The sequence below is a fragment of the Micromonospora inyonensis genome (assembly GCF_900091415.1).
In the GTDB taxonomy this organism is placed as follows: Bacteria; Actinomycetota; Actinomycetes; order Mycobacteriales; family Micromonosporaceae; genus Micromonospora; species Micromonospora inyonensis.
The window spans coordinates 1,123,982-1,150,566 of the sequence record NZ_FMHU01000002.1 but is presented as its reverse complement, the minus strand read 5'-3'; the positions used below and the strand labels follow the sequence as shown (position 1 = coordinate 1,150,566).

The following is a 26,585-nucleotide window of genomic DNA, read 5'->3' as shown; positions in this document are numbered from 1 at the left end:
TGTAGACGATCGTCTTGATGTGGAGGCACCGATATACAGGGGTAGCCAGGGGGTCAAGGCCTGCATAAACTTGTTCCGAAGCGTCACGAGGCGGAAACCCACCGCCGGGACCAGGGACGTCGCACGCCGCGAACCGGCACGGGACACACGACGCGGCCGGCGAACCGCCGGTGACGAAGGGAGCGGGATGTCCACGACGCCGAGCGCGGCCCGGCCCACCCCGCCGCGTATCGCGGGCCGCGCCGGACACCCGCCGGGTGACCGGCGCGCCACCACCCCGGCCGCCCGGGCGGATCGACGCGAGCATCGGGGTGCCGGCCTTGACGCCGTCCCTGCGCTGACGCACAGTAACCAGCCTGACGATCCCGTTCACCACGTCCCCGAATTCAGAGGAACCGAGATGGTCCTTCCCACGCCCGATCCCGAGTCCAGCGACGGCGGCGTACGCACCGTGAAGAGCGCCGACCGGGCGCTGGCCGTGCTGGAGTACCTGATCGAGTCCCGCGAACCACGGACGCTCCGGGACGTCACCCGGGACCTGGCGATCCCGCGCGCCTCCGCCTACGCGCTCCTGCTGACCCTTCAGCGACGCGGCTGGGTGGACGTCGACGACAGCCGCTTTACCCTGGGGCTGCGCTCCCTACAGGCGGCGGTGGCGGCCATCGACCTGGACCCCACGGTGCGACGGACCGAATCGATCCGGCACGAACTCAACGCCGAACTGGGCGAGACCATCCACCTGGGACGGCTCGACGGGGCGGAGATCGTGTACGTGCAGACCCTCACCGCCCCGAACCGGATGTCCGCGCTGACCCGTCCCGGCCGTCGTCTTCCGGCGCACGCCTCGGCACTCGGCAAGGCGCTGTTCGCCGCGCGACCGTGGCGGCTGGTGTCCGAGGTGCTGCCGAAGAAGCTGGAGATGATCACGCCACACACGGTGACGACGCGCACCGAGCTGAAGAAGCAGCTCGAAACGACCGCGAAGGTCGGCTACAGCACCGAGATCGAGGAGAACACCCTCGGCATCATGTGCTACGCGATCGCGGTTCCCGCCGACCCCTACCCGAGTTACGCGATCAGCTGTTCGGTTCCCCTGACCAACCTCGACGAGGAGCACCGGGCGACGGTGCGCAACCGCCTGTTGCAGGCGGCCAACCAGTTGGCCAGCAACCGGTACTGAACGTCACCCCTGCTGGTCGGGGCGGAACCGGTAGCCCATGCCGGGTTCGGTGACGAGGTGGCGGGGGCGGGCCGGGTCGTCCTCCAGCTTGCGGCGCAGTTGGGCCAGGTGCTGCCGCAGGTAGTTGGTCTCGTTCTGGTACTCCTGCCCCACACGTCGTGCAGGAGCTGCCGCTGGCTGACCAGCTTGCCGGGATGACGCAGCAGCTGTTCCAGGACGCCCCACTGGGTGGGGGTCAGCCGGACGTCGGTGCCGTCGTCCCCGGTGACCGTACGGTCGGCGAGGTTCACAGACAGAACGTCGGGGCCGTGGCTCCACCCGTACCTCGTGTGGTGTTGAGCGCCGGCGGAGGTAGCCGCGGTTGGTGGGCGTCAGGCCTGGCCCCGGTCGTCGGTCGAGGCCATGGCCCGCACCACTCGGGAGGAACTCGGCCGTCTCAGGTGCTTCGCCATCCAGACACTGGCCTCGACGAGGTGCTCCAGGTTGACGCCGGTGTGGTAGCCCAGGCCGGTGAGCATCCAGACCAGGTCTTCGGTGGCGAGGTTGCCGGTGGCGCTCTGTGCGTAGGGGCAGCCGCCAATCCCGCCGGCCGAGGCGTCGAACTCCGTGATTCCTGCGGTCAGCGCGGCGTGCACGTTGGCCAACGCCTGTCCGTAGGTGTCGTGGAAGTGCATGGCCAGGACGCCACGCGGGATGCCTGCTGCTTCCAGGCGTTCGACGAGCGCGAGCACGTGCCCGGGCGTGCCGACGCCGATCGTGTCGCCGAGGGACAGGCTCGTCACGCCCATGTCGATGAGCCGTTCGGCTACGTGGACGACCTTGGCGAGCGACACCGGTCCCTCCCAGGGGTCGCCGAAGCACATCGAGATGTAGCCCCTGACCGCGACGCCCGCGTCGCGGCTGCGCCGCACGACCAGCTCGAACATGGTGAGCGCTTCGTCGACCGAGCGGTTCAGGTTGTTCTTGGCAAAGGATTCGGTGGCGCTGGCGAAGACGGCGATCTCCCGGACACCGCTGGCTAGCGCGCGGTCGAGCCCTCGCTCGTTGGCCACGAGGACCGGGTGCCGGGCCGAGTCCAGGTCGACGCCAGCGACGACGTCGGCGGCGTCGGCCAGCTGCGGTACCCATTTCGGTGAGACGAAGCTGGTCAGCTCGATGGTTCGCAGGCCGGCCGCCAGTAGGCGCCGGATGAACTCGAGCTTCACGTCGGTGGCGATGAGCTGCTTCTCGGCCTGCAGGCCGTCCCGCGGGCCGACCTCATAGATGCGGACGGCATCGGGCATGCCGGGCTGCGCGACCACGCTGGGCAGGTTCATGACGAGCTCGGCTCCGGGTACGTGCGGGAGGGAAAGTTCGGACGACGACGTGCGTAGAAGGCCGACATGCCTTCGCGTGCGTCGGCGGAGGTGAACGCCTTCTGCCCCAGCAGGGCCTCGTATCGGAAGGCCTGATCACTGGGCAGGTCGGCTAGGTACTGGACGGCTTCTTTGACGACGGCCATCGCCGTGCCGCTGTTCTGCGTCAGCCGCACCGCCCACGTCATCGCCGTGTCGAGCAGCGCGTCCGCGGGGACGACGTCGTTGAGCAGGCCGAACCGCAGGGCCGTGTCCGCGCTGATGCGGTCGCCGCCGAGCATCAGCTGCATCGCCCAGGCGTATGGGATCTGGCGGGTCAGCCGGACCAGCGTGCCGCCGGCCGGAACGACCCCGATGCCGACCTCGGGCAACCCGAACTCGGCGGTCGTGCTGGCGATGCGGATGTCGGTCGAGAGCATGATCTCGAACCCGCCGCCGAGGCAGAGGCCGTTGATCGCGGCGATGATCGGTTTGCGCTGCTGCACATGCTTCTGGTGGGCGTGATCCCACTCCGAGATGTCGAAGCGTCCCTCAGCCAACGCCGGGATCGATTCGGTCAAGTCGGCGCCGACGCAGAAGGCTCTTCCGCCTCGCCCGGTCAGCACCGCGACGGCAATCGCGGGGTCGGCGTGGACCTCGATCAGGGCGTCGCCCAGCTGCTGATACATCGCCAGGGTGAGGGAGTTGAGCTTGTCCGGCCGGTCGATGGTGACGACTGCGACCGCTTCGTGGCGTTCGAGGGTGATGGTCATTCAGACGACTCCCGCCGCGCGAAGTTCGGCGATGGACTCGTCGGTTAGGTCGGCCAGCGCCCGGAGCAGGACGTCGGTGTGCTCGCCGACACGCGGTGCCAGACCCCGAGGCTGAGCGGGAGTGACGCCCAGCTTGACGGGTTGCCCGAACATCCGCAGCGGACCGAAGTCGGGGTACTCGACGTCGACAATCATGTCGCGGGCGGCGATCTGCGGGTCGTTCACGACCTCGTCCATCGTCTTGATCGCCGAGAGCGGGACCTGGTCGCCGGCGAGCGCCTCCAGTTCGGCCTTTGTCCGGTCGGCGAACCAGGCCAGCAGCTGGGGCTTGATCTTCCGTTCGTAGATGTCGGGCTTGAACCGCTTCGCCATGGTGTCGGTCTCGGGATCGTCGGCCATCTCCGGCTGCCCGAACATCGCACAGGTCAGGCGCCAGAACTTGTCGGTGTAGCCGCCGAAGAAGACGAAGCCGTCCTTGCACGCGTAGAGTTCGTAGGGCTTGACGAACGGGTGGTTGTTGCCCAGCGGCGTCGGCACCGTGCCGTCCACGGTGTATGAGACGACTGCGTTCTCGGTGAGGCTCAGGACAGAGTCCTGCTGCGAGACGTCGACGAGCTGCCCTTGCCCGGTCGCCTCCGCATGGCGGAGCGCCGCGAGCGTACCGATGACGCCGTACATGGTTGCGGCGAGGTCTCCGATGATGGTCCCGACCCGGATCGGTGGCCGATCGGGGTAGCCGTTCATGGACCACAGACCGCCGGTGGCCTGCGCGGAGTTGTCGTAGGCCGGCCTGCGCCGGTACGGCCCTGTCTGCCCGAACCCGGACAGCGCCGTGTAAACGAGCGCCGGGTTGATCTTGTGCAGTTCCGCGGCGCCGACACCGTGTTTGTCCATCGTGCCGGGGCGGAAGTTCTCGACCAGGACGTGTGCCCGCTTGACCAGCGTGCGCAGCACCTCCTTCCCCTGCTCCTGGGACAGGTCCAGGGTAAGCCCGAGCTTGTTGCGGTTGAACTGGGCGAAGAATGCGCTGAAGCCGCTGTGTTCGTCACCGCCGAAGAACGGGGGGAAGCCGCGGGCGTAGTCCGGATCTTTGGGGTGTTCGATCTTGACGACCGTCGCGCCGAGGTCCGCCAGGATCTGCGAGCAGAAGGGGCCGGCGACCACGCGGGTGATGTCGAGGACGACCACGCCCGCGAGTGCGCCCGACGCGTTCCGTCCTGCCAGCAAGCCGTCCAGGCCGGCGAGCGGAGATGTCATGGGAGTTCTCCTTCTGCAGGGCCCCGGTCTGGTCGTACGCGGGGAGCTGGATCTGACGGCGGTGCGAGTGTCACCGACCGGCTCGGCGGAGGCTGCCGACCGCTGCCGGGCCGGAGCCGTCCGACGGCTCGCGCGAGCAGGATGGTCATGCTCGCGCGACGCGATCGGTCAGGTGGACGGCAGTGGCTGCTCGTCGGCGACGCGGATCCGCGTCTCGAGCAACGTTCCGCAGGTGGGGCTATAGTACTCGTCGATCAGGACCGCGGGGGCGGCGCGTCGATCGCGGACCCGGACCCCGAGCTCGCCCAGCCGCGCGGCGGCGTCGGTCGTCCGCTGGACAGCGTCGGTACGCCAGTCCTCTGCCTCGCTGATGCGTGATCCGCTGGCCGGGCAGTACCACCCGTCGGCGTCCCGTCGCGGCGCCGACGCCGAGGTGCCGATCGCCTCTGGGCGTACGGGCGCGCTCGGCTGAACGCCGCCGAGCCGGTCTGCTCGCAGCTCGGCCCGGCAGGCGGCGGTGCGAGCCTCGTCGACCTTGCCGTCGGCGATGATCACCCCGTAGACGTCCCGGGCCACTGCGGCGGTGATGTAGGCGTCGTCGAGATCGGCGGCGACGCGGGCGGGGTCGCGCAGAAGTGGATCGCCGTATCCACCGCCGCCGGCGATCCACTGCACGAAGACGTCTCCTGCCCGGATCGTCACGCCTGACTGGTTGATCGCCAGCAGGTCCTGGCTCCTCGACCTGAGCTCACCCGGGCTCGGCACGACGGCCTGATCCAGCAACTGACCGACGTTGGTCTCCCGCCAGATCTCGTGCCCGCAGCCGCCGGCGGGCAGTCCGCCACCGAATCCGTCCGGTGGGACCTGGGCGCTCGGAGAGAAGACGGTCTGGGTGACGGTTTCGGCACCGTGCAGGGTCCATGCGAAGTCGAGACCCAACCCACCGCGGAATGCGCCGTGCCCGGGGCTGGCCAGGTTGAGGCGCTTCCACAGGTAGAGCACCGGGTAGAGCATCTCATTCATCTCGACGTCCGGCAGGGCGTTGTTCACCTGGGTCATCATGCCGGCGCAGTCGAGGCCGTCCCGCTCTGGCTGGGCACCGGCGCCGATGCCGCCGCCGTCCATGTTGAACAGCACGAAGAAGTCGCCGGCGTTGGTGTTGCCGGCTGAGATGCCGCCGGTCCAACTGTCGGCCCAGACGCCCTGGCTGCGCTGCCGCATCTGCGGGTCGCTGCTGTGCTGGCATGCCTGGTTGAACAGCTTGGTCACCAGGCGGCTGACCCGAGCTCCGGTCGTGAGGTGGCCGTTGCTGATCGGGGCCGGCGGGGACGGGTTGACGATCGAGTTGTCGTCGACCAGGACGTCGAAGGCGGTCATGACACCTTCGTTGAAGGGGACGTCCCAGGCGATGATCGGCACGACGGAGGTGGCGATGCTGCCGACCAGCGCGCCGTAGCTGCAGTTGATGAAGCCGCCGGTCTGCGGGCTGGAGCCTCGGAAGTCGAGGGTGATGTGGTCGTCCTGCTTCGTCATCGTGCAGTGGACGCGGAACAAGTCGTCGTCGTGCCCGTTGTGTTCGGTCCACTCGTCGTCGGTGTATACGCCGTCGGGCAGCCGCCGGATGCGTTCGCGCACCACCTGCTCGGCTAGTTCGAAACTCAGCCGGGTGTACTCGCGGAATCGGTCGAGGCCGAACTCCTGCACCGTGGCCAGCAGTCGCTTGATCCCGGTGTTGTTGCTGGCGACCAGGCTGCGCACGTCGTTCCAGTAGAGGACCGGCACGCGCACGTTGTTGAGCAGCAGCCGGCGCACCGACTCCACGGGCTGGCCCCGGTCGTAGATCTTCACGCCGGGGGGCAGGCGCAGCGCCTCGGCGTAGCAGTCCAGTGCTGAGGGCGCGAAACCACCGGGCGTCATGCCGCCGACGTCGACGAGGTGGGCCTGGGACTGGGCCCAGCCGATCAATTCATCGCCGTAGAAGATCGGGGAGATGACGTTGGTGTCCGGTGGGTGGCTTGCACCGGCGGTGTGCGGGTCGTTGCTGATGAAGGCGTCGCCGGGGTGAAGCGGCTCTCCCTCGACAGCCTTGATCAGGTTCTGGACGGCCACGCTGCCGGACCCGATGTGAAACTGGACGTAGTCGGAGTAGGACCAGATCCGGCCCTGGGCGTCGAAGAGGGCGGTGTTGAGGTCCCCGGCCTCGGTTATGACTGGTGATCCGGAAGAACGGATCATGGCGATTCCCATCTCCTCGACGATGGAGTCGAGGCGCATGCGCACGACCTCGAGGGTCACGGGGTCGTAGCCGGCGGGGATGCTGGTCGGTGCCACGGTCTCTCCTTCGGGCGGTCAGGCGTTGTCGAGGCGGATGAGGAAGTGGCCTCCGTCGACCACCTCGACGGTCGCTCGGGCGGGGACGAAGACGGTCGTGTCGGGCTCTTCGAGCAGGCAAGGGCCCTTGGCCTTGCCGACCGTGCGGAAGCCGCGGTGCACCTCCACGGTCATCAGCTCTGCGGTGGCCGGGTCCACGATCTGCCTGCGGTCGACGCGGTGTTCCTCGACGTCGGTGTCATCCAGGATTTGCTGGGAATCGGTACGGCCGATGCCGCGAACCCGGCTGTTGACCAGGAGGATCTCCGCCTCGGTCCAAGCGGTGCCGGAACCGAACTCTGCCTCGTAGTCGGCGATGAAACGGCGCCGCAGATCGTCTTTGTGGTGCTCGCCGAAGCGGTCACCGGACAGCCGGGTGGTGACCTCGAAGATCTGACCGGCGAACTTCATGTCCGCCTCCCGGTAGAGCTCGCGCCGATCGTGCGGGATGCCCTCGGACTCAAACCACGATCGCGCGCGTTCCTCCAATGCCTGGAACGACTCCTCGAGAAGTTCGGCCGGTTGGTCGAAGGTCCACGGCGAGGTTTGGACGGCGGAGAAGACCGAGTCGGCGTGCATCAGCCCGAAGGCGGAGAAGACCGCCGCGTTGCGCGGCAGCACGATCTCGCTCACGCCCGTCTCGGCCGCGATGGCCGCCGCGAACAAACCGCAGGCGCCGCCGAACCCGACGAGCGTGAACTCTCGCGGGTCGTGACCGCGATTGACCGTGACTTTGCGCAGTGCATTGGCCAGCTGCGACGCGGTCAGCCGGTAGATGCCCGCCGCGGCCTCTTCCTCGGTCAGGCCGAGCGGTCCGGCAACCTCGGCACGCAGGGCCTCCCGGGCCTTCTCGGGGTAGAGCGGCACCGACCCGCCGAGGTAGTAGCCGGCGTTGATCAAACCCAGGACGAGCGCGGCGTCGGTGACGGCCGGCCGGTTGCCTCCCCTGCCGTAGCAGGCGGGACCGGGTGTGCTGCCTGCCGAGTGCGGGCCCACGCGCATGACCCCGCGGCCGTCGACCCAGACCAGGCTGCCGCCGCCGGCGCCGATGGTCTCGATGTCGACGGCGGTGAGGCTGGTCTGCAGCCCACCGATCTGCGCGCGGGGAAGGACCCGCAACTGGCCGTCGATGATGGCCGCCGCGTCGAGGCTGGTGCCGCCCATGTCGGCGGTGAGAATGCTGCGTCGGCCCAGTCGCTGGCCGAGCAGCCGCGCGCCGGTGACGCCACCGACCGGCCCGGAGTTGAACATGGCGATCGGCGCCTTGCCGGTCTCCTCGACGGACAGGAAGCCACCGTGTACCTGCATGATCTGTATCCGCTGCTGCAGGCCACGCGCGGCCAACTCTTTGGCGAGTTGGTCGAAGTGCTCGGCGACCAGCGGCTTCACCGCGGCATCCAGCGCGGTGGTGACCATGCGCTCGTACTCGCGGTAGACCGGTGTCAGCTCGCTGGACAGGGTATAGGGCACGCCGGGGTGGTGGGCATCGAGGTATCGGGCGATGGCCTGCTCGTGGGTCGGGTTGCGGAAGGACCACAGCAGGCAGACGGCGAGCGACTCAGCGCCCGCGGCGAACACCTTGTCCACCGCTGCGGCAATGCTCGCCTCGGCCAGCGGCACCAGGACGTTCCCTCGTGCGTCGACCCGTTCGGGCACCTCGACGATCCGGCGACGTGCGACGATCTCAGGTGCCGGGGCCATGGCGTGGGGGTTGCGCTCATCAGTGCGCGCCGAGCGGGCGATGCGCAGGGTGTCGCGGAAGCCCTGCGTGGTCAGCAGGCCCACGGGTGCGTACTTCTGCTCATCGACGGCGTTGGTGACGATCGTGTTGCCTAGCACCAGCCGGTCGACGGAGGTGTAGAAGGCCCGCTCCTGCATGCCGAGGCGCTGCTGGAGAACGCTCAGGGCGGCGAGGATACCGCTGGTGATGTCCTTGGTCGAGAAGGCCTTGCCACGCACGGCACGGCCGTCGATGACGGCGACAGCGTCCGTGAAGGTCCCGCCGACGTCGATACCCACGTACAGAGTCATGTCTCTCCTTCGGGAACGGTGCTTGGCGGAGCCGACGGTCGGGTCACTGAGCGGCGCGCAGCTCGGCGAGGACCATCTCGGCGTGCTCGCTGCGAATGGCGCGGTCGCTGATCAGCCGCGCAACGACCTTGTCGACCTCGTCGCCGCTCGCGCCCGCGGTCACCGCGATGTTGCGGGCGTGCAGCGACATGTGGCCGCGCTGAATGCCCTCGGTGGCGAGGGCCCGCATCGCGGCGAGGTTCTGCGCCAGCCCGGTGGCGACGATGACGTCAGCCAACTGCTGAGCGGTGGTGACGCCGAGGATGGCCAGGGCGGCCCGCGCCACCGGGTGGGCTTTGGTGGCGCCTCCGACGAGACCGACCGGCATCGGTAGTTCGAGGACACCGACGAGGTCGCCGTCGGCGTCCTTCTCATAGTGCGACAGCGAGGTGTACCGGCCGTCCGGGCCGACGGCATGCGAGTGCGCGCCGGCCTCCACCGCGCGTGTGTCGTTGCCGGTCGCCAGCACGACCGCGGTGATGCCGTTCATGATGCCCTTGTTGTGCGTGGCAGCCCGGTAGGGGTCGGCCTCGGCGAGCGCGGCGGCGTGCACGAGGTTGTCGACGATTTCGGGGCCGCCGAGGCTCTCGGCATCGAAGACGGCACGGGCCCGTGTGACGCGAAGATCGGCCTTGTTCGTAAGGATGCGCAGCAGCGGCCGTCCGCCAGCGATCTCACCGACGCGGCTGGCGACGGCCTCCGCCATGGTGTTCACCGCGTTCGCGCCCATCGCGTCCCGGACATCGACCACGAGGTGCGCGACCACGTAGGTCTGCACCTGGGAACGGACCAATCGGACGAGCAGCTCACGCGCGCCGCCGCCGAGCCGGATCAGCAACGGGTCCTGATCGTTGGCCAGTCGGAGGATCTCGTCTGCGGCCTCGAGTAGCCGAGCGCGAGCGGCCTCGGGGTCGACGACGTCGAGCACTTGCACCTGGGCCTGCATCAGCGGTGCCGTGCTCGAGGTGGTGAAGCCTCCTCGTACGCGGGCGATGCGGGCGGCGTTGCTGGCCGCCGCGACCACCGACGCCTCCTCGGTGGCCATCGGCACGAGTACGTCACGGCCATTGATCGTGAAGTTGGTGGCCACGCCGACCGGGAGGCTCATCACGCCGATGACGTTCTCGATGAGGTGATTGGCCTGTTCCACCTGCAGCCCAGACACGGGTTCCAGCACGTCAAGACGCGCCAGTTCCACGCCGGTGTTCTCTGCGATGAGCCGGCGCCGCTCCGCTACCGTACGGTCACGCAACCCGGCCAGCCTGCTGGTGGTGGAGGTGGTGGTCATCGTTCCTCCTCGCGCAGCGAAGGCCGCGCCTGTGGTTTGCCGACAGCGAACTGGTTCCGCCTGTCGACCCACGCTAGAAGCGAGTGATTCGCACCACCATAGATCAGAAATCCAGTGTCAAGCAGCAACAGGTAGATGTTTCATCCATGCAGGGGCGGTCAGGTGGTCACCAGGCGGTGCAGCCGCACGGCGATGGCGACGCGGAACCGCCGCTCCGGCGTCCGCCAGTCCGCGCCCAGGAGCTCGTCGACCCGATCCAGCCGCTGCAACACCGTGTTCACGTGGACGCCAAGCGCGCGGGCGGTCCGGGCCGGGCTGCCCTGCTGATCGAGGTACAGGGCCAGCGTTTCCAGCAGCTCGGTGTGCCGTTCGGCGTCCCAGGTGAGCACCGGGCCGATCAGTTCGCGGGTGAACGCCTTGACGGCCACGGCGCTGTCACCGAACAGCGCGAGGTAGGGCGTGTAGGCGTCGACGCTGGTGACGCCGGACGTCACGCCGAGACGATCCAGCAGCCGCACGCAGTCGGCAGCCTGGGACCACCGGTGCGCGAGATCACTCAGCGCGCCGGGCCGGCCGACGACGACAAGGGGCTCCCGGCCGGTCGCGGTACGCACCCGCCGAGCCACGGCCGCGCCGGCCCGCTTACCGCTCTCGTCGGGGGACAACACGGCGACCAGCGGGCCCTGCTCGCCGGCGAGCAGGGCGACAGCCGGGTCCTGCAGGGCCCGCACAGCCGCCGACCGGTCGTCGTCGCGGACCCACACGGCGATGGGCACGCGCGCGGCCTGCAGATCGACATGGCGGGCGCGGGCCCGTTGGCGCAGGTGCGCATCGTGTGGCCGTGACGAATCCAGCAGGTCGGCGAGCAGCTCACCACGGACCTGCTCCTCGGCGCGTACGACGGCGTCCTGCTGCAGGGTTTGCAGCGCCAGGATGAGCCCGGCACGCTCGACCGTGCGCTTGTCGACCGCGCCGAAGTCTTCCGCACCCGAGCCGACGATGATGGCGCCCAGCGTCGACCGCCCCGCCACCGCCGCCGCCACGCCGTACACGTCGGCCGAGGACACCTCGACGAGCTGACCCGACCAGCTGCTCTCGTCGAGCGCTGCGGCGATCGCGGTGGTGGATTGGAAGGACAGCGGGACCGGGCTGCCGTTCGCGTCGGTCGCGGCCACCGCCATCAGTGAACGGTCGGTGATCACCACGGCGCGGCGCAAGGCGCGGCTGAGGGTTACGGCGATGCCCCCGGCGTCCCCGCCGCCGACCACCACAGCAGTGAGCTCCTCGTGCACCTGCGCGGCCCGCTCCACCGCAGCCGCGTGCCGCGCGGCCTCGGCCGACGCCTTCTCGGCCTCCCGCGCCGAGCGATGGGCAATCTCCAACAGCTCGACGGTCTGCAACACAACCGCCGCGTGATCGGCGAAGGCGGACAGCAGCGCCACCTCGTCGGCGGTGAAGCGGTGGTCGCTGCGATAGGCGGCGAACAGCACGCCGAGCACCTCGTTCCCGGCCAGCAGCGGCACCCCGAGCAGCGAGACCAGTCCTTCGCCCGCCACCGCGGCGTCGATCTGCGGGTCGTGGCGGACCTGGGCGGTCGGGTAGCCGCTGATCCAGCGCGGCGCCCGGGTCTGCGCCACCTCGCTGGCCAGGCCCGCGCCCGGCGGGACACGCAGCCGCCGAAACGCGTCGGTGATCGCCCCCAACGTCGAGCTGACCCGCAGCTCACCAGTTTCTTGGTCGAACTCCGACAGGTACATCACGTCGCTGCCCACCAGATCGTGAGCGCGTTGCACCAGCCGATCCAGCAGCGGGCCGACGCTGCGCAGCTCGGCCAGCTCCCGGGCGCTGGAGAACAGCGCCGACAGCTGCTGGTCGCGGCGCCGCCATCGGCTGACCGCGGCGTGAACCTCGCCGACCCGGCGTCGCAACTCGGCGCCCTGCGCCGCCGTGCCACCCTCACTCAACCGGTCCAACACATCCGCTGGGATCTCCTGGCCAGCCGTCAACCCGTCGAGCAGGGCCAGCACGGCGTCGACGCCGCCGGCCTTTGGCCGCCGGCCCTGCCCCACCGCCAGCTTGCTAGACGGATCAACCATTAGCTGTCCCTCCCGACTGGATGACTCACACATGGTCGCACACGTCATGTCATTTCAACGTGTCCCGAAATCCGCCATCAGCCTGGGCCGCTGCTGCACGCGGTGGACAGCATCAAGCAGGTCCTGGTACTGGTGTTCCAGTGCACCGGCACCGCCCGGCAGTACGTCGAGGGCCATTCAAAGGTAGGCCGGCGTCCATGGATGTCACGGTGAGTAGGATCGGTGTGCGCTCGCGACCGGGTTCGGTCTCTTCCGGCGCCGGGCCGGTCACCGGGGCCGCGGTAGCCGTTGCGCCAGCGCGAAGCCGGCGCTGCTCAACAACAGCAAATCGGATCACCTCAAGCCGGGATAGCTGCGTGACCTCGTCACCGAGGGACTCGGGCTTCCCCGGGAAGGCTGCATCTGCTGAAGAGGTGCGTGGATGAGCGGGAGATCGCGTGGGCGCTGCTGTCGCTGCCGGCTTCGTCATAGTGGGCTTTCTGGCCTTCGCTGTGCCTGCGGCAGCGTTGTGCTGGGGAACCGCGCCGGGGTCCGGGGTGTGGCCTGGGGGTCCAGAGACGCCGCGCGCAGCGCCAAGGCCGCAGCCCGGTAGTGGGCCGCGTCGACCCGCTCGGCGGTCTGCATCCGCGGCCTGAACCCCCTCGGCTACCGGGTCACCCTCCAACCCGCCGTATAACCACATCAGCAACCCTCATCCCAGCTCCGCCTCGCTGCGCCGGGATGCTGCCGCGCGTCCAGGAACGGTCATTTTCGGATTAGGATTCGCGGCCGGGACCGGCCAGCACGAGGCGGCCCGGCCCCCGCATCGACAGGCCTTTTGCGTCGGCCAGGTAGGCGGCCTGGCCCGGGCCGAGCTCGAGCCGGCCTTCGCCGTCGATGAGTTCGACCGGCCCTTCGACACAAAGGGCGATCTGCTGTCCGGCCAAGGAGAGCGGCACGGGCTCCGGGCTCGCCGCCGTGGCGTCCAGAAGCGCGAATTCCGTCACCGCAGGGGTATAAAGCCGTCCTGCGTCGTGGTGCCGCGAAACCTCGACGGCCGCTTCGCTGTCGAAATTGACACACCGCATGAGCGCGTCCACGTCGACGAGTTTGGTCGTCAGCCCGGCCCGCAGAACCGTGTCGGAGTTGGCCATGACTTCCAGTGCCAGGCCCGAGGAATAGGCGTGGATCATTCCGGAGGGCACGAATACCACCTCCCCGGGCGCCAGGACGAACCGGCGCAGCAGGACGGCTGCGGCGACTCCGGCGTCCCCGGGGTATTGCTCGGCGAGGTCGGCCAGCCAGGGAAGCTCGCCGCCGAATCCCTCTACCTCGTCGGCGGACGCGCCGAGGGCAGTCTGCAACGCGCGGCGCCGTCGGTCGCCATCGGGTCCCGGGCCAGTGAGCTCGGCCCGCATGCGGCGAGCGAGGTCCGCGTCGAGCCGGTCGAGGTCGCGAACGCATTCGGCGACGGGGCGAAAGCCGACCAGGCCGGTGAACGGCGTCAGGGCGAAAACCATCTCGGGCTTGTGGACCGGGTCCTTGAACCGCCGCCGGGGATCGTCCCGCGGAATGCCCCACGCCTCGTCCTCGCGGAAGCCGGCCTCGGCCAGGTGCTGCTCGGGGTGGACCTGCAACGAGACGGAACGAGCCGGGGCGAGCAGCTTCACCAAGAACGGAAGCCGGTCGCCGACCAGGTCGAGAAGGGTCTTGTCACTGTCGGCCACGGGACTGGGCGCGTCCTCGTGGGCTCCGAACCACACCTCGGCCACCGGCTGGTCAGGATCGGGCGGATCGCCCAGGAACGCGGGGATGGCGGTCGGCGATCCCCAGTCGTAGTGCCGGGTGACGCCCAGGATGCGCTGCACTGCCGTGTCCTTTGAGGTTGTTGGGGTGACCGGTCTAGCGGCGGCGGACGACGTTGAAGGCGATCTCGCTGCTGCGGTGGTAGTCGATGGCGTACAGCAGCCGGTTGCCCTCGCGGGTCACACAGGTCTCCTCGACCAGCAGCCAGGGGTCGTACCGGGCCAGATCGTAGGCCTTCGAGTACTCGGCCGGGAGGTTCGCGGCGGACAGCCGGGCGATCGAGAAGGCGATGTAGTGCCCGTGCCCTTCCAGGCTCTTGGTGACGGACGCGCCCCAGTTGCGGAACTTCAGCGGTCCGGGCAGGGCATCCCGCCGGACGATGTTGATGCTGAAGACCATGGGCTGGTCGTCGCCGAGCCGCAGGCGCACGAGCCGGATGACCGGGTCGCCCTCGTTCAGCTGCAGCTCGCGGGCGACCCGGGCGTCCGCGGTCCCCTCTTCCACGCTCAGCACCACATTGGTGACCTTGTAGCCGAGTCCCTGCAGCAACGCGGTGATGCTCTCGTAGATGTTCACCGGCCGCTCGATCGGCACTGAACCCAGGGCCGACACGAACCGACCCCGTCCCTGGATCGCGGTGACCAATCCGTCCTGCTCCAGCAACTTCAACGCTTCCCGGATCTTGTTGCGGGAAACTCCGAAGTGTTCTGACAGCTCGGGTTCGGTGGGCAGCTGATCGCCCGGCCCCATCTCGTCCCGAGTGATGAGCTGGCGGATTGCCTCTTTGAGCTGGGGAGCCATGGTCGAGCGCTTGGCGGGGCCAGTGCCGGCTGGAGGCGTCAAGGTTCTCTCCTCGTAAGAGCGCGGCCACGGGGATGGACGCGTGGGCCACTGTACGTTCAGTGGCCGAACCGCCCGTCTGAAGACTGCTGCTGACTGTTGCACCAGGCCAGCGCGGCGCGGGCGAGGAAGGCAGCGGACAGGGCGATGTTCTCCAGCAGCACGCGCTCGTCGGCCGCATGAGCACGACGGACGTCGCCGGGCCCGCACACCAGGGCCGGGATCCCCATCGCCTCGTAGAAGTTGGCGTCGGACTGCGCCGCGGCCGTGACCGGCGCGGCCAGCGGATTGACCCGCGCGTCGGCACTCGCCAGACGCGCCCGCTCGGCCATCATCTGGCGGACGAAGTCGCTGTCGGGGTCGGTGTAGGCCGGGGGCCAGGTGTCGGTCCAGGTGAACTCGACCGGGTGCTCGCGCAGCCACGGGTCGAGCTCCGAGGCCGTACGGATGTGATGCTCGATCTCCGCGCGGATCTGCTCGGAGGTGTTCCCGGGCGGGAAGGACAGCAGGTAGTCGATGCGCGCCCGGTCGGGGAAGAACGGCGCCGCCTCGACGCCCACGTCCGCGCGCAGGACACCGGGATGAATGATGAAGGCGCCCGGCGGAAAGGCCGGGTGCGTCTTGCTGAAGGCCCACTGCTCCTCGAGCTGGCGCATGGCGTGGTAGACGTAGACCGCCTTGTCGATGGCGTTGACGCCGATCGCGTCGCCCGAGCCGCCGGCCCGGATGGCGAGATTACGCGCGGCCCAGTGCGCGGACTTGCCGCGAACGGTCAGCGAGAAGAGGTAGTTGCCCGCCGCGACGTTGGAGATGTCAAGGACCCGTGGCTCTGGCGACGTGGGCTCCGGCACCAGAGCACCGTCCACCGTGTAGCCGGCTTTCAGCACAGCGGTCGTGCCGATTTCGTGGCTCATCGTCTCTTCGCCGACCACAGAGTGGATGTGCAGGTCTCCGGCCAGCGTGACGCCGGTGTCCCGGAGGGCCTTGGCGGCGAGCCACATGGCCGCGTGCCCGGCTTTCATGTCGGTGGCGCCGAGTCCGTACAGGTAGCCGTCCTCGATGACCGCCTTCCAGGGGTCGTCGAAGCGGCCCTGCTGCGGGGCCACGGTGTCGATGTGCCCGTTCAGCGCCAGGGAGCGACCGCCACCGCGGCCGGGCCGCACGGCGACCAGGTTGGGCCTGCCCTCGGCCTCCTCGACCCAGTTGAGGTCGAAACCCAGGGGACGCAATGCCTCGGCCAGGACCTGGTTGGCGCGACGTTCCCCGCCCTCGTAATCAGCTGCGTCGACGCCGGGCTGCAACGGGTTGACGCTGCGGCAGGCGACCAGGTCGACGAGCAGCTGTTCGGCGTCTCCGGCGGAGGCGGCGATCGAGGCGTCGATCGCCGCCAGGGTGCCGTCAAGGTCGTTCACCGTGACTCCTTGTCCAGTGGCAGGTGGGGCCAGCCCGAGCGGTACGCGCAGGTGGCCGCCGCGAAGCGGGCCCCCGTCTCCAGCGCCTCGGGCAGGGGTCGGCGGCTGAGGCGGGCCGCGATGAAACCGGCGATGAAGCTGTCGCCGGCGCCGGTGGTGTCGACGATGATCGCCGGTAGGGCGGCCTGCTCGTACCAGCGGTCTCCGCTGAGACAGACCGAGCCCTCGGCGCCGCGCGTCGCGACGGCCACTCCCACTCCGGCGGCGGCCGCGCCGGCGGCGAGCTCGCGGGCGTCGCCGGTCTCACCCGCCGAGAGGAACGCGACATCGAGGTCGGTCAGCCCGGCGGCGACCGCGCAGTCCTGGCTGACGGTGGTCCGGCCAGCCAGCGCCTTCCGCAGCCGGGTCGCCTCCGGCAGCATGCCGATGTGCACCCAGCCGGCCTCGGCGATCTGATCGAGCTGCGCTTCCGTGGGGAAATAGTCGGCGGTCACGCCGAAGTCCTCCCGATCGAAGGTGCGGTCGCCGTTGGCGGCGACGCTGATCTCCGTGACCGCCGTGGGGCCGTCGAGCACGGTGAGGTCGTCGGTGGAGATACCGTTGACCTCGAGCCCGGACCGGATGACCGCTTGCCGCGCGTCGGTGCCCACCGCGCCGAAGTAGCGCACCGCCACTCCGGCCCGGGCGAGGTGGACCGCCACGTTAAAGGCGTTGCCCCCGGAGTAGTCGCGGTCCTCGCTGCCCCGGTAGCGGTCGACGCAGTTGTCGCCGACGACCGCGACCCAGGGCTGTCGTCCGGTGCTCATAAGGTCTGCGCTCCGGTCATGATCGCGACGGCGTCGGTCATCGAGTGGCTCTGCGGGGTGATGGTGCCGGCGCACTTCCCCAGGCGCTGAATGTGGATGCGGTCGGCGACCTCGAACACCTGGGGCATGTTGTGGCTGATCAGAATGACCGCGGTGCCCCGGTCGCGCAAGGTTCTGATCAGCTGGAGCACCTGGTTGGACTCGCGCACCCCGAGCGCGGCGGTCGGCTCGTCCAGCACGACGACTTTCGATCCGAAGGCCGCGGCCCGGGCCACCGCGACGGCCTGACGCTGGCCGCCGGAGAGGTTCTCGACCGGCACGGTCACGTCCTGCAGCGTCGAGATTCCCAACGCGGCCAATTCGGCCCGAGCCCGCTCGCGCATTCTCTTGACGTCGAGGGCCCGCAACATCGTCCCGGCGAGGCCCTTGCGCCGGATCTCCCGCCCGAGGAAGAGGTTGGAAGCGACGTCGAGCGTCGGGGAGACCGCCAGCGTCTGGTAGACCGTCTCCAGTCCCGCGTCCCGCGCGTCCTGGGGCCGCTTGAAACTGACCGGCGAGCCGTTGACGAACAGCTGACCCGAGGTAGGGGTCTCCGCACCGGTCAGGCACTTGATCAGCGTGGATTTGCCGGCGCCGTTGTCGCCGACCACGGCGAGGATCTCGCCCGGGAAGAGCTGGAGCCCGACTCCGTCAAGGCCGACCACCCGTCCGTACGTCTTGACCAGGTCCCGTGCCTCGAGGACGGGCATGCGGGCAACTGTCTCGGCCGTCATGACTTCGCCTTCCGGATCCACTGGTCGACTGCCACGGCCGCGATCACCAGGATTCCGACCGTCAGGGTCTGATAGAGGACGTCAAGGCCGGCGAGTGCCAGGCCGTTGCGGAACACACCCACGATGAGGGCGCCCAGCAGCGTGCCCCAGATGACGCCCCGGCCACCGAACAGGCTCGTCCCACCGATGACGACCGCGGTGATGGAGTCCAGGTTGAGGTCGATGCCGGAGTTCGGGCTGGCAGCGTTGGTACGCCCGATCTGGATCCACGCGGTGACCGCGATGATCGCCCCGGCGACGAGGTAGACCGAGGCGAGCACCCGGTCCACGCGGATACCCGAGAGCCGCGCGGCTTCCTTGTCGTCGCCCACGGCGTAGACGTGCCGTCCCCACGCCGTCCGGTTCAAGACGTACGCGATCAGGATGTAGAGGGCGAGCATGATGAGCACGCCGATGCTGATCTTGATGCCGAGCACCGGAAGAGTGTTGCCGGTGAGGGTGAGCGTGTCGGACAACTGCGAGCCGCGCACCGTGTTGCCGCCGCTGTAGAGCAGTGTCAGAGCGGTGAAGATGCTCAGCGTCCCCAGTGTCACGATGAACGGCGGAAGCTTGAGACGGGTCACGAGCAGCCCGTTCAGGCCGCCCGCGGCGATGCCGGCGAGGAGCCCGAGCACCAGGCTGAGCGTCGGCGGTACACCGGTGGACGACGCCGACTGAGCCATCACCATGGCTGCCAGGATCATGGCCGCGCCGACCGAGAGATCGATCCCCGCGGTCAGGATGACCAGGGTCTGCGCGATCGCGAGGGTGCCGACGACAGCGACCTGCTGGGTGATCAGGGAAAGGTTGGCCGGAGCCAGGAAACGGTCGTTGAGCAGTCCGAACACGAGCACCGAGACGACGAGGACGACGGCGGGGCTGATGGCGGGATGCCGGTGCAGCAGGTCGCGCAAACGAGAAAGAGGTGTCGAGCGGTCGAGAAAGGCCGAAGACAGATCTGGTGCCGCGGTCGGCGGCGGTACCGTGTTGGTCATCTGAGTTCTCCAGAACTGAGCCGGGCGGGGGTGCTCACGCAACCCCGCCCTCCCGCCGTCAGAAACAATCCTTGAGGCCCTCGGTCGTGTCGATGCTCTTCACGCCGTCCTGAGGGTCTTGGGTCACGAGGTTGACGCCGGTGCTGACGAAGTCCTTGCCCTCGTCCGACTTCGGCTCCGTGCCGTTGACCACCAGGTCGTGGATGGCCTTGACGCCCATCTCCGCCATCTTCAGCGGGTACTGCTGGGCGGTGGCCTGCAGGATGCCGTCCTTGACGTAGTTCACGCCGTCGCAGGCGCCGTCGATCGAGACCGTGATCAGGCCCTCGGTCTTGCCCGCCGCCTTCAGCGCCTGATAGCCGCCGTACGAGGCCGGCTCATTGATGCCGTAGATGACGTTGATGTTCGGGTTCTTGCTGAGCAGCGTCTCGGTCGCGGTGCGGCCGCCGTCCTCGGTGCCCTTCGTCGGCAGGTTGCCGACGATGGTGTACTTGCCGCCCTTCCCGCCCGTGTAGTTGCCGGTCTTGGCCTCGTCGCCGTTGACCTTGCGGTCCGCCACGTCGATGCCCATTCCGGTGAGGAACCCCTGGTTCCGGTCGTAGTCCACGGTCAGCACCTTGTCGCCGAACAGGTCGAGAAGGGCGATGGTCGCGTCCTTGCCGTCGAGCTTCTTCGCCGTCCACTCGCCGACCAGGCGGCCCGCCTCGAAGTTGTCGGTGGCGTAAGTCGTGTCGACCAGCGACGCCGGGTCCGGCACCGTGTCGAGGGCGATGACCTTCACGCCGGCGTCCCGCGCCTTGGCGATGGCGTCGAAGACTCCCGGCCCGTTCGGGGTGATGAGGATGCCCTGGTCGCCGCGGGAGATGGCGTTCTCGATGGCCTGGATCTGGGTTTCCTCATCGCCGTCGACCTTGCCGGCGGCGACGGTCAGGTCCACGCCCAGGTCCTGCGAGGCCTTCGTGGCGCCGTCGGCCATCTTCTTGAAGAAGGAGGTGCCCTGGGTCTTGATGATCAGCGAGACCGACACCTTCTTGTCGTCACCGTCGGCTGAGGAGCCGCTCTCCGACGAGCAGGCCACGAGGCCCATCATGAGGAGCGCCGCGCTGGAGGCGGCGAGGGCCTTCCGATTAACCATGGGGGTTCCTTATCTGGGTCAGTAGTCGATGCGGCGGTAGTACCGTCGGGTCGTCAGAGGGTGGTTGCGGACCTTCTCGAGGTGGGCGCTGAAGCGCTCGAGAACGGTCGCGTGCACGACGTGGCTCACGAGGGCGCGCAGTCCGGCGCCGACGCCGGGCATCGCGAAGTCGGCCGTGTCGATGACGGTGAACGTGTCGGTCACGGTCGGGACGAAGCGCTCGACCCGCTCGGCGAGCTCACGGGTGGGGCCTTCTCCCTTGAGCAGAAAGACGCTGACGCCCTTCTCGACGAGTTCCAGCGTTCCGTGGAAGAAGTCCGAGGCGTGCACCGGCCGCGTCCGGATCCACTGCATCTCCTCCAGGATGCAGGTGGCGAAGTACCACGACTCGGTCCAGGACGGGCCGGCCCCGGTGAGGATGTGGTAGCGCTCGTCGGAGAACTGGATGGCCAGCTCGGCGGCGCGACCCTCGAACGCGCGCTTGATCTCGAGCAGGTGGCCCGGCAGTGACTTCAGTCCGCTCACCAGCTCGGCGTAGTCCTCCCGCTCGCCGCGGTGCTTCTGGATCGAGAGGGCGATCAGCAGCGACTGCAGATAGAAGGACTCGGACGAGGTGTCGTCGGCGGCCCGGACGGTGAAGTTGTGATCGGCCGCCTTCGCCAGCGGGGACTCGTCGTTCCCCGTCAGCGCGACGACCGTGGCGCCCCTCTTCTGAGCGAACTCGCTGATTGCCAGGGCCTCCCTGGTCGTGCCCGACAGCGAGGGGATGACGACGATGGACTGCGGGCCCAGGTTCTTCGAGTCCACGGCCAGCAGCTCCGCCGCGTTCTCGAGGAACGTGGGGAACGCCGACTCACGCTGCATGAGCTGCGCCGCCGGTTGCATGAGGACACCGGCGCCGCCGGCACCGAGGAAGAAGAGATTCTGGGCGCCCATGTTCAGCAGCCGGCCGACGAGGGCGTCGATCGACTCGGCCAGGGCGACCGCGGACGCCTGGATGGCCACGAAACGGGCTTCGTCGAAGTTCAGCAAGGCTCTGGCTCACTTTCGTGCGGAACGCGTGGTGCTCGCGCTGAGCGATCGGGCTTCCGCCCTGTTGTCCCTGACTTGCAATGCATCACCGACCTCAGTTGTCTGATGACTCGGCAAGTCGATGGACGATAGTTTCGTGTTGTCTGATGAGCATGTCAAGAGTGTGAACGAGCTCGTAATTGGATCTAACAGATGGGCAATGCTCCGTTACGCACGGTGCCCCCGGAGCCGGAGATTTGCTCCGCAACGACGAGGGCTCTCAGCGCACACCCGGGGAACTACCGTAGACGTGGCGCCATCCGTCCGATACGACCATGTTTGGCGTCTTCAGTGCGCTCTAGATGCAACGCCGCTCGGTTAAGGCGTTGTGGTGGCTGTCGAGGGGTGTGTCGTTCGGGCATGAGGAAGCGGAGTTCCGGTATTGAGGTGAGTCACTCCAAGACACCCTCGAGACCAGGAACTCCGCTTTGGTCGATCAGATTGCCATAACCCGTACGGTGAGGGTAGCCGCGGGTGTGTTCGCACCGGGTCATCTGGGTGAGTTGACCCAGTTCATACCCTTCGAGATGGTCGATGAGATCCTCGCTGCGACCCGCCGTACGCAGCAGCGGATCCGACTGCTGCCGGCCCGGGTGGTGGTCTATCTCGTTCTGGCAGGTTGTCTGTTCGCCGAACTCGGCTACGGGCAGGTGTGGCAGAAACTGACCGCCGGTCTGGCCGGGCTGGGCCTGGCCGAGCCGTCCTCGGGGACGTTACGTGAGGCACGGCAGCGGCTCGGGTCCGCGCCGCTGCGGGCGTTGTTTGATCTGCTCCGTGGCCCGGCCGTCACCACGGCGAACCATGCCGTGCGCTGGCGGGGGCTGCTGGTGACCGCGATCGACGGGACCATGATGTCGGTAGCCGACGCCGAGGCGGTCCGGGACCGTTACCGCAAACAACGGGGTAACCACGGCGGGGCCGGCTACCCGGCAGTGAGGCTGAGTGTCCTGCTGACCTGCGGCACCCGCTCGATCATCGACGCCGTGTTCGGCCCGGTCAGCACCGGTGAACTCGACCAGGCCCGCACCCTGGCCCGTAGCCTGCGGGCCGGGATGCTGTTGCTGGCCGACCGTAACTATGCCGCCGCCGACCTCATCACCACACTCGCCGCGACCAGGGCCGACCTGCTGATCCGCTGCAAGAACGGCCGCCGCCTGCCCGTGATCACCCGCTACCGCGACGGGTCCTGGCTCTCGACCATCGGCACGGTACGGGTGCGGGTCATCGACGCCCAGATCAGCGTCACCACCACCGACGGCATCCGCACCGGTGGCTACCGGCTGATCACCACCCTGCTCGACCCGCACACCCATCCCGCCGGCGAATTGATGAAGCTGTATCACCGCAGATGGGAGATCGAAACCGCCTATCTGGAGCTGAAATCCAGCATCCTCGGCGGCCGGGTCCTGCGTGCCCGCACCCCCGGCGGCATCGACCAGGAGATCTACGCCCTGCTCACCGTCTACCAGGTCCTCCGCACCGCTATGACCGATGCCACCGACAGCCAGCCCGCCACCAGCCCCGACCGGGACAGCTTCACCATCGCCCTGAACACCGCCCGCGACCAGATCACCAACGCCGCCGGCGTCATCGCTGACACGGTCATCGACCTGGTCGGCGCCATCGGCCGCGTGGTCCTGGCCCACCTGCTACCCGACCGCCGGATCCGGGTGAAAACCCGGATGATCAAACGCTCGAACTCCAAGTACCAAGCCCGCGGACCCAACATAGACCGGCGCAGCTACAAAGCCACCATCGCAATCGACATCATCACAAACCATTGCGAAACACCCGCCGGACCTTAACCGAGCGGCGTTGGTCCTAGACCTCATCCGGCAACGCCGCCCCGCTGGTTCCGCCGTACCGGTCCGTCGCTTGCTCGGTTACGTCCCCGCAGGTGGTGTAGGAGACGGCCACTGAACCTGGAGTGGCGGCAGTCGGCTCAGGCTGCGTGATCGCGTGGCAACGCCTCTGCGGGCAGAACCAGTACCTTCCCGTCCGCCCGCTGGACGAGGCCGATCTCGACATCGGAAAGCTCCGAGGCGACCACCGACTCCTCGGCCGCCAGTTGTCGCAGGCGTCCCGGCCAGGCGAGCAGGTTGTTCACTTCGCCTTGCGTCAGCAGGCGGTCCGTGAAGCTCTTGGTGGGAGCACGGAGCCGGAGCTCCGCCAAGTCGACCAGAAGCCCGCGCAGCTCGCTCTGGAGTTCGTCCACGCTTCGCTGCTCGTCCTGCAGCATCGCCGTGAAGCGACGGAAGTCGAGCTCCGGAGACTTCTGGGCGTGCTCCACGGCTTGGAGAACCGCGACACGTCGCTTCGTGGCGATCGCCAGCGAGGCGAGCCGGAGCTCGACGCGGAAGGCGCCGTTGGGCTGGTCGATCCCGGGGAAGGCCTTGACGAGGTCAGCGATCTCCACACCTTCGGACGAGAACGCTGCGAGTTTCGCCCGCCACGCGCCGGCCCGGCGGGCGGCCGCAGCGATGGCGGTGTCCACGGTGTGCACCGCGGGTTCCAGGCCCAGGGAATGTCCAACCTCACCCTTGTCGAGCAGAAGCGCCGTCGCTCTCTCGACGGCTGTCGTCGCGCCGTTGAGGCGATCGCGCTCCGCGTCGAGATTGTCGGCGGTCAGCTCCTCGAGAAGCTCGGTGACTCTCTCCATGGCCTTACGGCGCTGCTCTTCGGCGTACACGCTCGCAGCGGTGGCGACGGCGAGGAGAGGCACACCGACTGCCGAACGGGGCGAGCGGGGCGGAGCCGCCGTAGTACTCCGAGCCGGGGAGAGCCCGGTGCATGGGGAAGGGCGGCAGCGGATTTGCGAAGGGAGGAGGCTGTAATGCCGAAAGATGCCTCGGTGAACACCGGGGCCGCGCAGGAACAGGGCTCGTCAGGGCCGTCCCGGCGGGTATCGGAGATGCAGGCCAAACTTCACCGTTGGGCGGTGGCCGACTGTGGCCGCCGGTTCGACGACTTGTTCAACCTCGTGCACGATCCGGCGACGCTGATCATGGCATTTGACCGGGTCGCCGGCAATCAAGGAGCACGAACCGCCGGCGTGGACGGCCTCACGGTCGCCGACGTCGAAGAGCGGATCGGTGTTCCGGGGTTCCTGGACGATCTGCGGGCCCAGCTGAAGGTGGGCACGTTCCGGCCGCTTCCGGTGCGGGAGAGAAAGATTCCCAAACCGGGTGGGTCGGGGAAGGTACGGCGGCTGGGGATTCCCACGATCGCCGACCGGGTTGTTCAGGCCGCGTTGAAGCTGGTGCTGGAACCGATCTTCGAGGCCGACTTCAAGCCGGTCTCTTAGAGACTGTCGGGTAACCAGACAGCTACACGGCGAGAAGTCGTTCAGCGTTGATGCGTCGGGCGGCTTCGCGGTCGATGGCGTTGTTCCACCGGATCGTCTGTCCGGCCAGGCGTATCGTCATGAGTCGAATCATCGCGACCTTGATCATGGCCTCTGAGTTGACGGTCAGCCTTTCGTAGTCCCGGGCCAGGCGCCGGTTACGGACCAGCCAACCCAGCGTCCTCTCTACCACCCACCGGCGCGGTAGGACCTTGAAGCCCTTGACGTCGTCGTTGCGCTTGACGATCTCCACCAGGATGCCGAGCTGCTCTTTCGCCCAGGTCAGCAGAGTGGAGTCGATGCTGTTGGCGTAGCCGCCGTCGGCCCACACGAGGGCGATGGTGGTGAACGCCTCGGCCAGCCGCGCCAGGATCCGCCGGCCACCGGGACGGTCGTTGACGGAGGCGGAGGTGACCATCACCACCAGGATCAGCCCCATCGTGTCAACGACCAGGTGCCGTTTGCGGCCGGTGGTCTTCTTCCCCATGTCGAACCCACGGCATTCGCCACCCTCACTGGATTTGATCGACTGCGCGTCCAGGACCGCCGCGGACGGCTCTGGCTCACGACCAGCGGCCACCCGCACCCGCCGGCGAAGCTCGTCATGGATCGCATCCCACGTCCCGTTCTTCCGCCACGTCGTGAACCAGCGATGCGCCGCGTCCGGCGGCGCCAGATCGCGAGGCATCATCCGCCACGGACAGCCCGACCGCAGCACATAGAAGATCGAATCCAGGATCAGCCGATCGCCGTACTTGCGGGGCCGGCCGCCTTTACGCAGGTCGCGTACCGGCATCAAGGGCGCGAGGACCGCCCACATCGCATCGGTCAAGCTCGACGGATAGCATGAACGAGCGTCATCCCCGCCACAGTCGCAGTTGCGCACACAACGCGATCATGGCGGGGATGATCCATTTGTCGAGCACTTGACATCGACGTGTCTCGCCGTAACGCAACGCCCCGAACTGGTTACCCGACAGTCTCTCAGTGAAACGCCCCGGGGCAAACGCGATCCCGGGGCAAGCCCGATGAGACAGATCTCAGCCACCTGTCTCACTCAACCTGCTCCAGCGCAGATCAGCGCCGACTCACCGGGGCAACTTCACTGAGACAGGACACGGGCCGCCCGGTCCCGGCCGGCGAGCACAGCCGGGGAAGCCGGCACGGAAGCCCCCGGGGAAGCCCTCACGGAAGTCTCCGGCGTGATCTGTCAGCGGGCCACCGGGGTCAGGGCGGACCTGACCCCGGCCGGTGTCGTTGGACAGGCCATGACGGATCGAGTGCGACAGACAGACCCGGGCCGCTACTACGAGGCGTTGGGGCGGGTCATGGCCGCCCTGCGCGACAGCCGGGCCCTCGACGGCGCCCACTCCCTCGACTGGTGGCCGGGCCTGGGCGGGATCACCTGGGAAGTCGAGTGGCAGGAAGGCCCGTTCGCGTACGAGGCCGTCGACGTGGTGCTGCGCGCCATCGACGGCGAGGAGGGCCCGGCCGGGCACGCGCTGCGCGGCGTCGTCCAGGAAGGGCCCGAACCGGACCGGCACTACGCGCAGCACCTGCTCGTGCTGGGCGTGCCGGTGACGCTGCGCGCGTTGACCCCGGTCGGCTCCCGGGAAGTCCTGCGCCGCATGGCCCAGCCGTCCGGGTAGCGGCCGAGTTCCGGGACTTTCGAGACGCGCCTACGCGCGCGAGGGCTGGGCGGTCATTCGCACGTGCGAACCACAAAAACGCGCGCGCGACCGGTGCCGGCCACCACCGCGGCCCCGGTGTGACCGGTCGAACCGCAAAACGCGCGTGCGCGGGGAGCTGCTCGCCGCTCCTGGGTGGTACGTCGGCCGCCACGGCGGCCCGCTCGAGGAACCGGGGCGACCGCCCGCAGTGGAGCCCGTCCGGCCGGCGACACCCGCCCCGGTCGGCCGGCTGCTGACCGAGTTTTGCGAGTTTCGCGAGGCGCTTACGCGCGCGTGCGCGAGGGCCTTGGCGCTCGTGGACCCCCGGGCCCCGGGCCCCTCCCCCGG

At 68.6% G+C, this 26,585-nt stretch carries 21 protein-coding genes and 2 pseudogenes; 5 read left to right on the top strand and 18 right to left on the bottom strand.

The genetic code is table 11. From position 1 onward, the window contains the following. Positions 1-400 precede the first annotated feature (400 nt). On the top strand, positions 401-1,180 hold the full coding sequence (locus tag GA0074694_RS19945) for an IclR family transcriptional regulator (protein WP_176738023.1): 780 nt from the start codon (positions 401-403) through the stop codon (positions 1,178-1,180). Between the two features lie 3 nt (positions 1,181-1,183). Here the strand turns inward: GA0074694_RS19945 and GA0074694_RS19940 are convergent. The 8 genes and pseudogenes from GA0074694_RS19940 to GA0074694_RS19905 form a co-directional block, all read right to left on the bottom strand. Next, positions 1,184-1,473, bottom strand: a pseudogene (locus GA0074694_RS19940) (winged helix-turn-helix domain-containing protein); the annotation flags it as partial. A gap of 78 nt (positions 1,474-1,551) precedes the next feature. After that, a complete protein-coding gene (locus GA0074694_RS19935) occupies positions 1,552-2,496 on the bottom strand; it encodes a hydroxymethylglutaryl-CoA lyase (protein ID WP_091460614.1) in 945 nt (314 codons plus the stop codon). Then, entirely contained in the window at positions 2,493-3,287 is a 795-nt protein-coding gene (locus GA0074694_RS19930; RefSeq protein WP_091460611.1) for an enoyl-CoA hydratase/isomerase family protein, read from the bottom strand. The genes GA0074694_RS19935 and GA0074694_RS19930 overlap by 4 nt, the downstream gene beginning before the upstream one ends. After that, positions 3,288-4,544: a CaiB/BaiF CoA transferase family protein gene (locus GA0074694_RS19925; RefSeq protein ID WP_091460608.1), complete on the bottom strand. Its 1,257-nt coding sequence runs from the start codon at positions 4,542-4,544 to the stop codon at positions 3,288-3,290. A gap of 168 nt (positions 4,545-4,712) precedes the next feature. Then, a complete protein-coding gene (locus tag GA0074694_RS19920) occupies positions 4,713-6,875 on the bottom strand; it encodes a hydantoinase B/oxoprolinase family protein (RefSeq protein WP_218105739.1) in 2,163 nt (720 codons plus the stop codon). A gap of 18 nt (positions 6,876-6,893) precedes the next feature. Next, on the bottom strand, positions 6,894-8,945 hold the full coding sequence (locus GA0074694_RS19915; RefSeq protein WP_091460605.1) for a hydantoinase/oxoprolinase family protein: 2,052 nt from the start codon (positions 8,943-8,945) through the stop codon (positions 6,894-6,896). 43 nt (positions 8,946-8,988) lie between these two features. Further along, positions 8,989-10,272: a hydroxymethylglutaryl-CoA reductase, degradative gene (locus GA0074694_RS19910; protein ID WP_091460603.1), complete on the bottom strand. Its 1,284-nt coding sequence runs from the start codon at positions 10,270-10,272 to the stop codon at positions 8,989-8,991. A 158-nt stretch (positions 10,273-10,430) separates the two neighbouring features. Then, positions 10,431-12,368 carry a helix-turn-helix domain-containing protein gene (locus GA0074694_RS19905; RefSeq protein ID WP_176738022.1) on the bottom strand — a complete coding sequence of 646 codons (1,938 nt, stop codon included), beginning with the start codon at positions 12,366-12,368 and terminating at the stop codon, positions 10,431-10,433. A gap of 51 nt (positions 12,369-12,419) precedes the next feature. Here GA0074694_RS19905 and GA0074694_RS33050 point away from each other — a divergent pair, with 51 nt between their 5' ends. Next, a complete protein-coding gene (locus GA0074694_RS33050; RefSeq protein ID WP_425413663.1) occupies positions 12,420-12,581 on the top strand; it encodes a DUF6244 family protein in 162 nt (53 codons plus the stop codon). A 542-nt stretch (positions 12,582-13,123) separates the two neighbouring features. Here GA0074694_RS33050 and manA read toward each other — a convergent pair. From manA to GA0074694_RS19865, 8 genes are read right to left on the bottom strand one after another with little or no spacing between them, the layout of a single operon-like run. Then, on the bottom strand, positions 13,124-14,215 hold the full coding sequence (manA, locus tag GA0074694_RS19900) for a mannose-6-phosphate isomerase, class I (protein ID WP_091460599.1): 1,092 nt from the start codon (positions 14,213-14,215) through the stop codon (positions 13,124-13,126). A gap of 34 nt (positions 14,216-14,249) precedes the next feature. Continuing rightward, positions 14,250-14,996, bottom strand: a complete 747-nt coding sequence (locus GA0074694_RS19895) for a GntR family transcriptional regulator (protein WP_218105738.1) — start codon at positions 14,994-14,996, stop codon at positions 14,250-14,252. A gap of 56 nt (positions 14,997-15,052) precedes the next feature. Further along, positions 15,053-16,405, bottom strand: coding sequence for a M20 family metallopeptidase (locus GA0074694_RS19890; RefSeq protein ID WP_176738021.1), 1,353 nt, complete (start codon positions 16,403-16,405; stop codon positions 15,053-15,055). Beyond that, a complete protein-coding gene (locus GA0074694_RS19885) occupies positions 16,402-17,211 on the bottom strand; it encodes a PfkB family carbohydrate kinase (protein ID WP_091460593.1) in 810 nt (269 codons plus the stop codon). Before GA0074694_RS19885 ends, GA0074694_RS19890 begins: the two co-directional genes overlap by 4 nt. Next, a complete protein-coding gene (locus tag GA0074694_RS19880) occupies positions 17,208-18,005 on the bottom strand; it encodes an ATP-binding cassette domain-containing protein (RefSeq protein ID WP_245714813.1) in 798 nt (265 codons plus the stop codon). Before GA0074694_RS19880 ends, GA0074694_RS19885 begins: the two co-directional genes overlap by 4 nt. Next, positions 17,981-19,018 (bottom strand): ABC transporter permease, encoded by a 1,038-nt coding sequence (locus tag GA0074694_RS19875; RefSeq protein ID WP_091460588.1) that lies wholly within the window; start codon positions 19,016-19,018, stop codon positions 17,981-17,983. The genes GA0074694_RS19880 and GA0074694_RS19875 overlap by 25 nt, the downstream gene beginning before the upstream one ends. A 58-nt stretch (positions 19,019-19,076) precedes the next feature. After that, complete coding sequence (locus GA0074694_RS19870; protein ID WP_091460585.1) at positions 19,077-20,153, bottom strand: substrate-binding domain-containing protein; 1,077 nt, start codon at positions 20,151-20,153, stop codon at positions 19,077-19,079. 18 nt (positions 20,154-20,171) lie between these two features. Continuing rightward, on the bottom strand, positions 20,172-21,185 hold the full coding sequence (locus tag GA0074694_RS19865) for an SIS domain-containing protein (RefSeq protein ID WP_091460583.1): 1,014 nt from the start codon (positions 21,183-21,185) through the stop codon (positions 20,172-20,174). Positions 21,186-21,682: 497 nt separating this feature from the next. Between GA0074694_RS19865 and GA0074694_RS19860 the strand changes: the two genes are divergently transcribed. Beyond that, positions 21,683-23,029 carry an IS4 family transposase gene (locus GA0074694_RS19860; RefSeq protein WP_281190138.1) on the top strand — a complete coding sequence of 449 codons (1,347 nt, stop codon included), beginning with the start codon at positions 21,683-21,685 and terminating at the stop codon, positions 23,027-23,029. 137 nt (positions 23,030-23,166) lie between these two features. Here GA0074694_RS19860 and GA0074694_RS19855 read toward each other — a convergent pair whose 3' ends face one another. Beyond that, positions 23,167-23,913, bottom strand: coding sequence for a hypothetical protein (locus GA0074694_RS19855; protein ID WP_245714811.1), 747 nt, complete (start codon positions 23,911-23,913; stop codon positions 23,167-23,169). A gap of 144 nt (positions 23,914-24,057) precedes the next feature. Between GA0074694_RS19855 and GA0074694_RS19850 the strand changes: the two genes are divergently transcribed. Then, on the top strand, positions 24,058-24,528 hold the full coding sequence (locus GA0074694_RS19850; protein ID WP_245714810.1) for a reverse transcriptase family protein: 471 nt from the start codon (positions 24,058-24,060) through the stop codon (positions 24,526-24,528). A 103-nt stretch (positions 24,529-24,631) separates the two neighbouring features. On the opposite strand, the pseudogene GA0074694_RS19845 reads toward GA0074694_RS19850, so the two are convergent. Continuing rightward, positions 24,632-25,453: pseudogene (locus GA0074694_RS19845) on the bottom strand (IS5 family transposase); the annotation flags it as partial. Between the two features lie 394 nt (positions 25,454-25,847). Here GA0074694_RS19845 and GA0074694_RS19840 point away from each other — a divergent pair. Further along, a complete protein-coding gene (locus GA0074694_RS19840) occupies positions 25,848-26,216 on the top strand; it encodes a hypothetical protein (RefSeq protein ID WP_141714209.1) in 369 nt (122 codons plus the stop codon). The last annotated feature ends 369 nt before the right edge of the window (positions 26,217-26,585 follow it).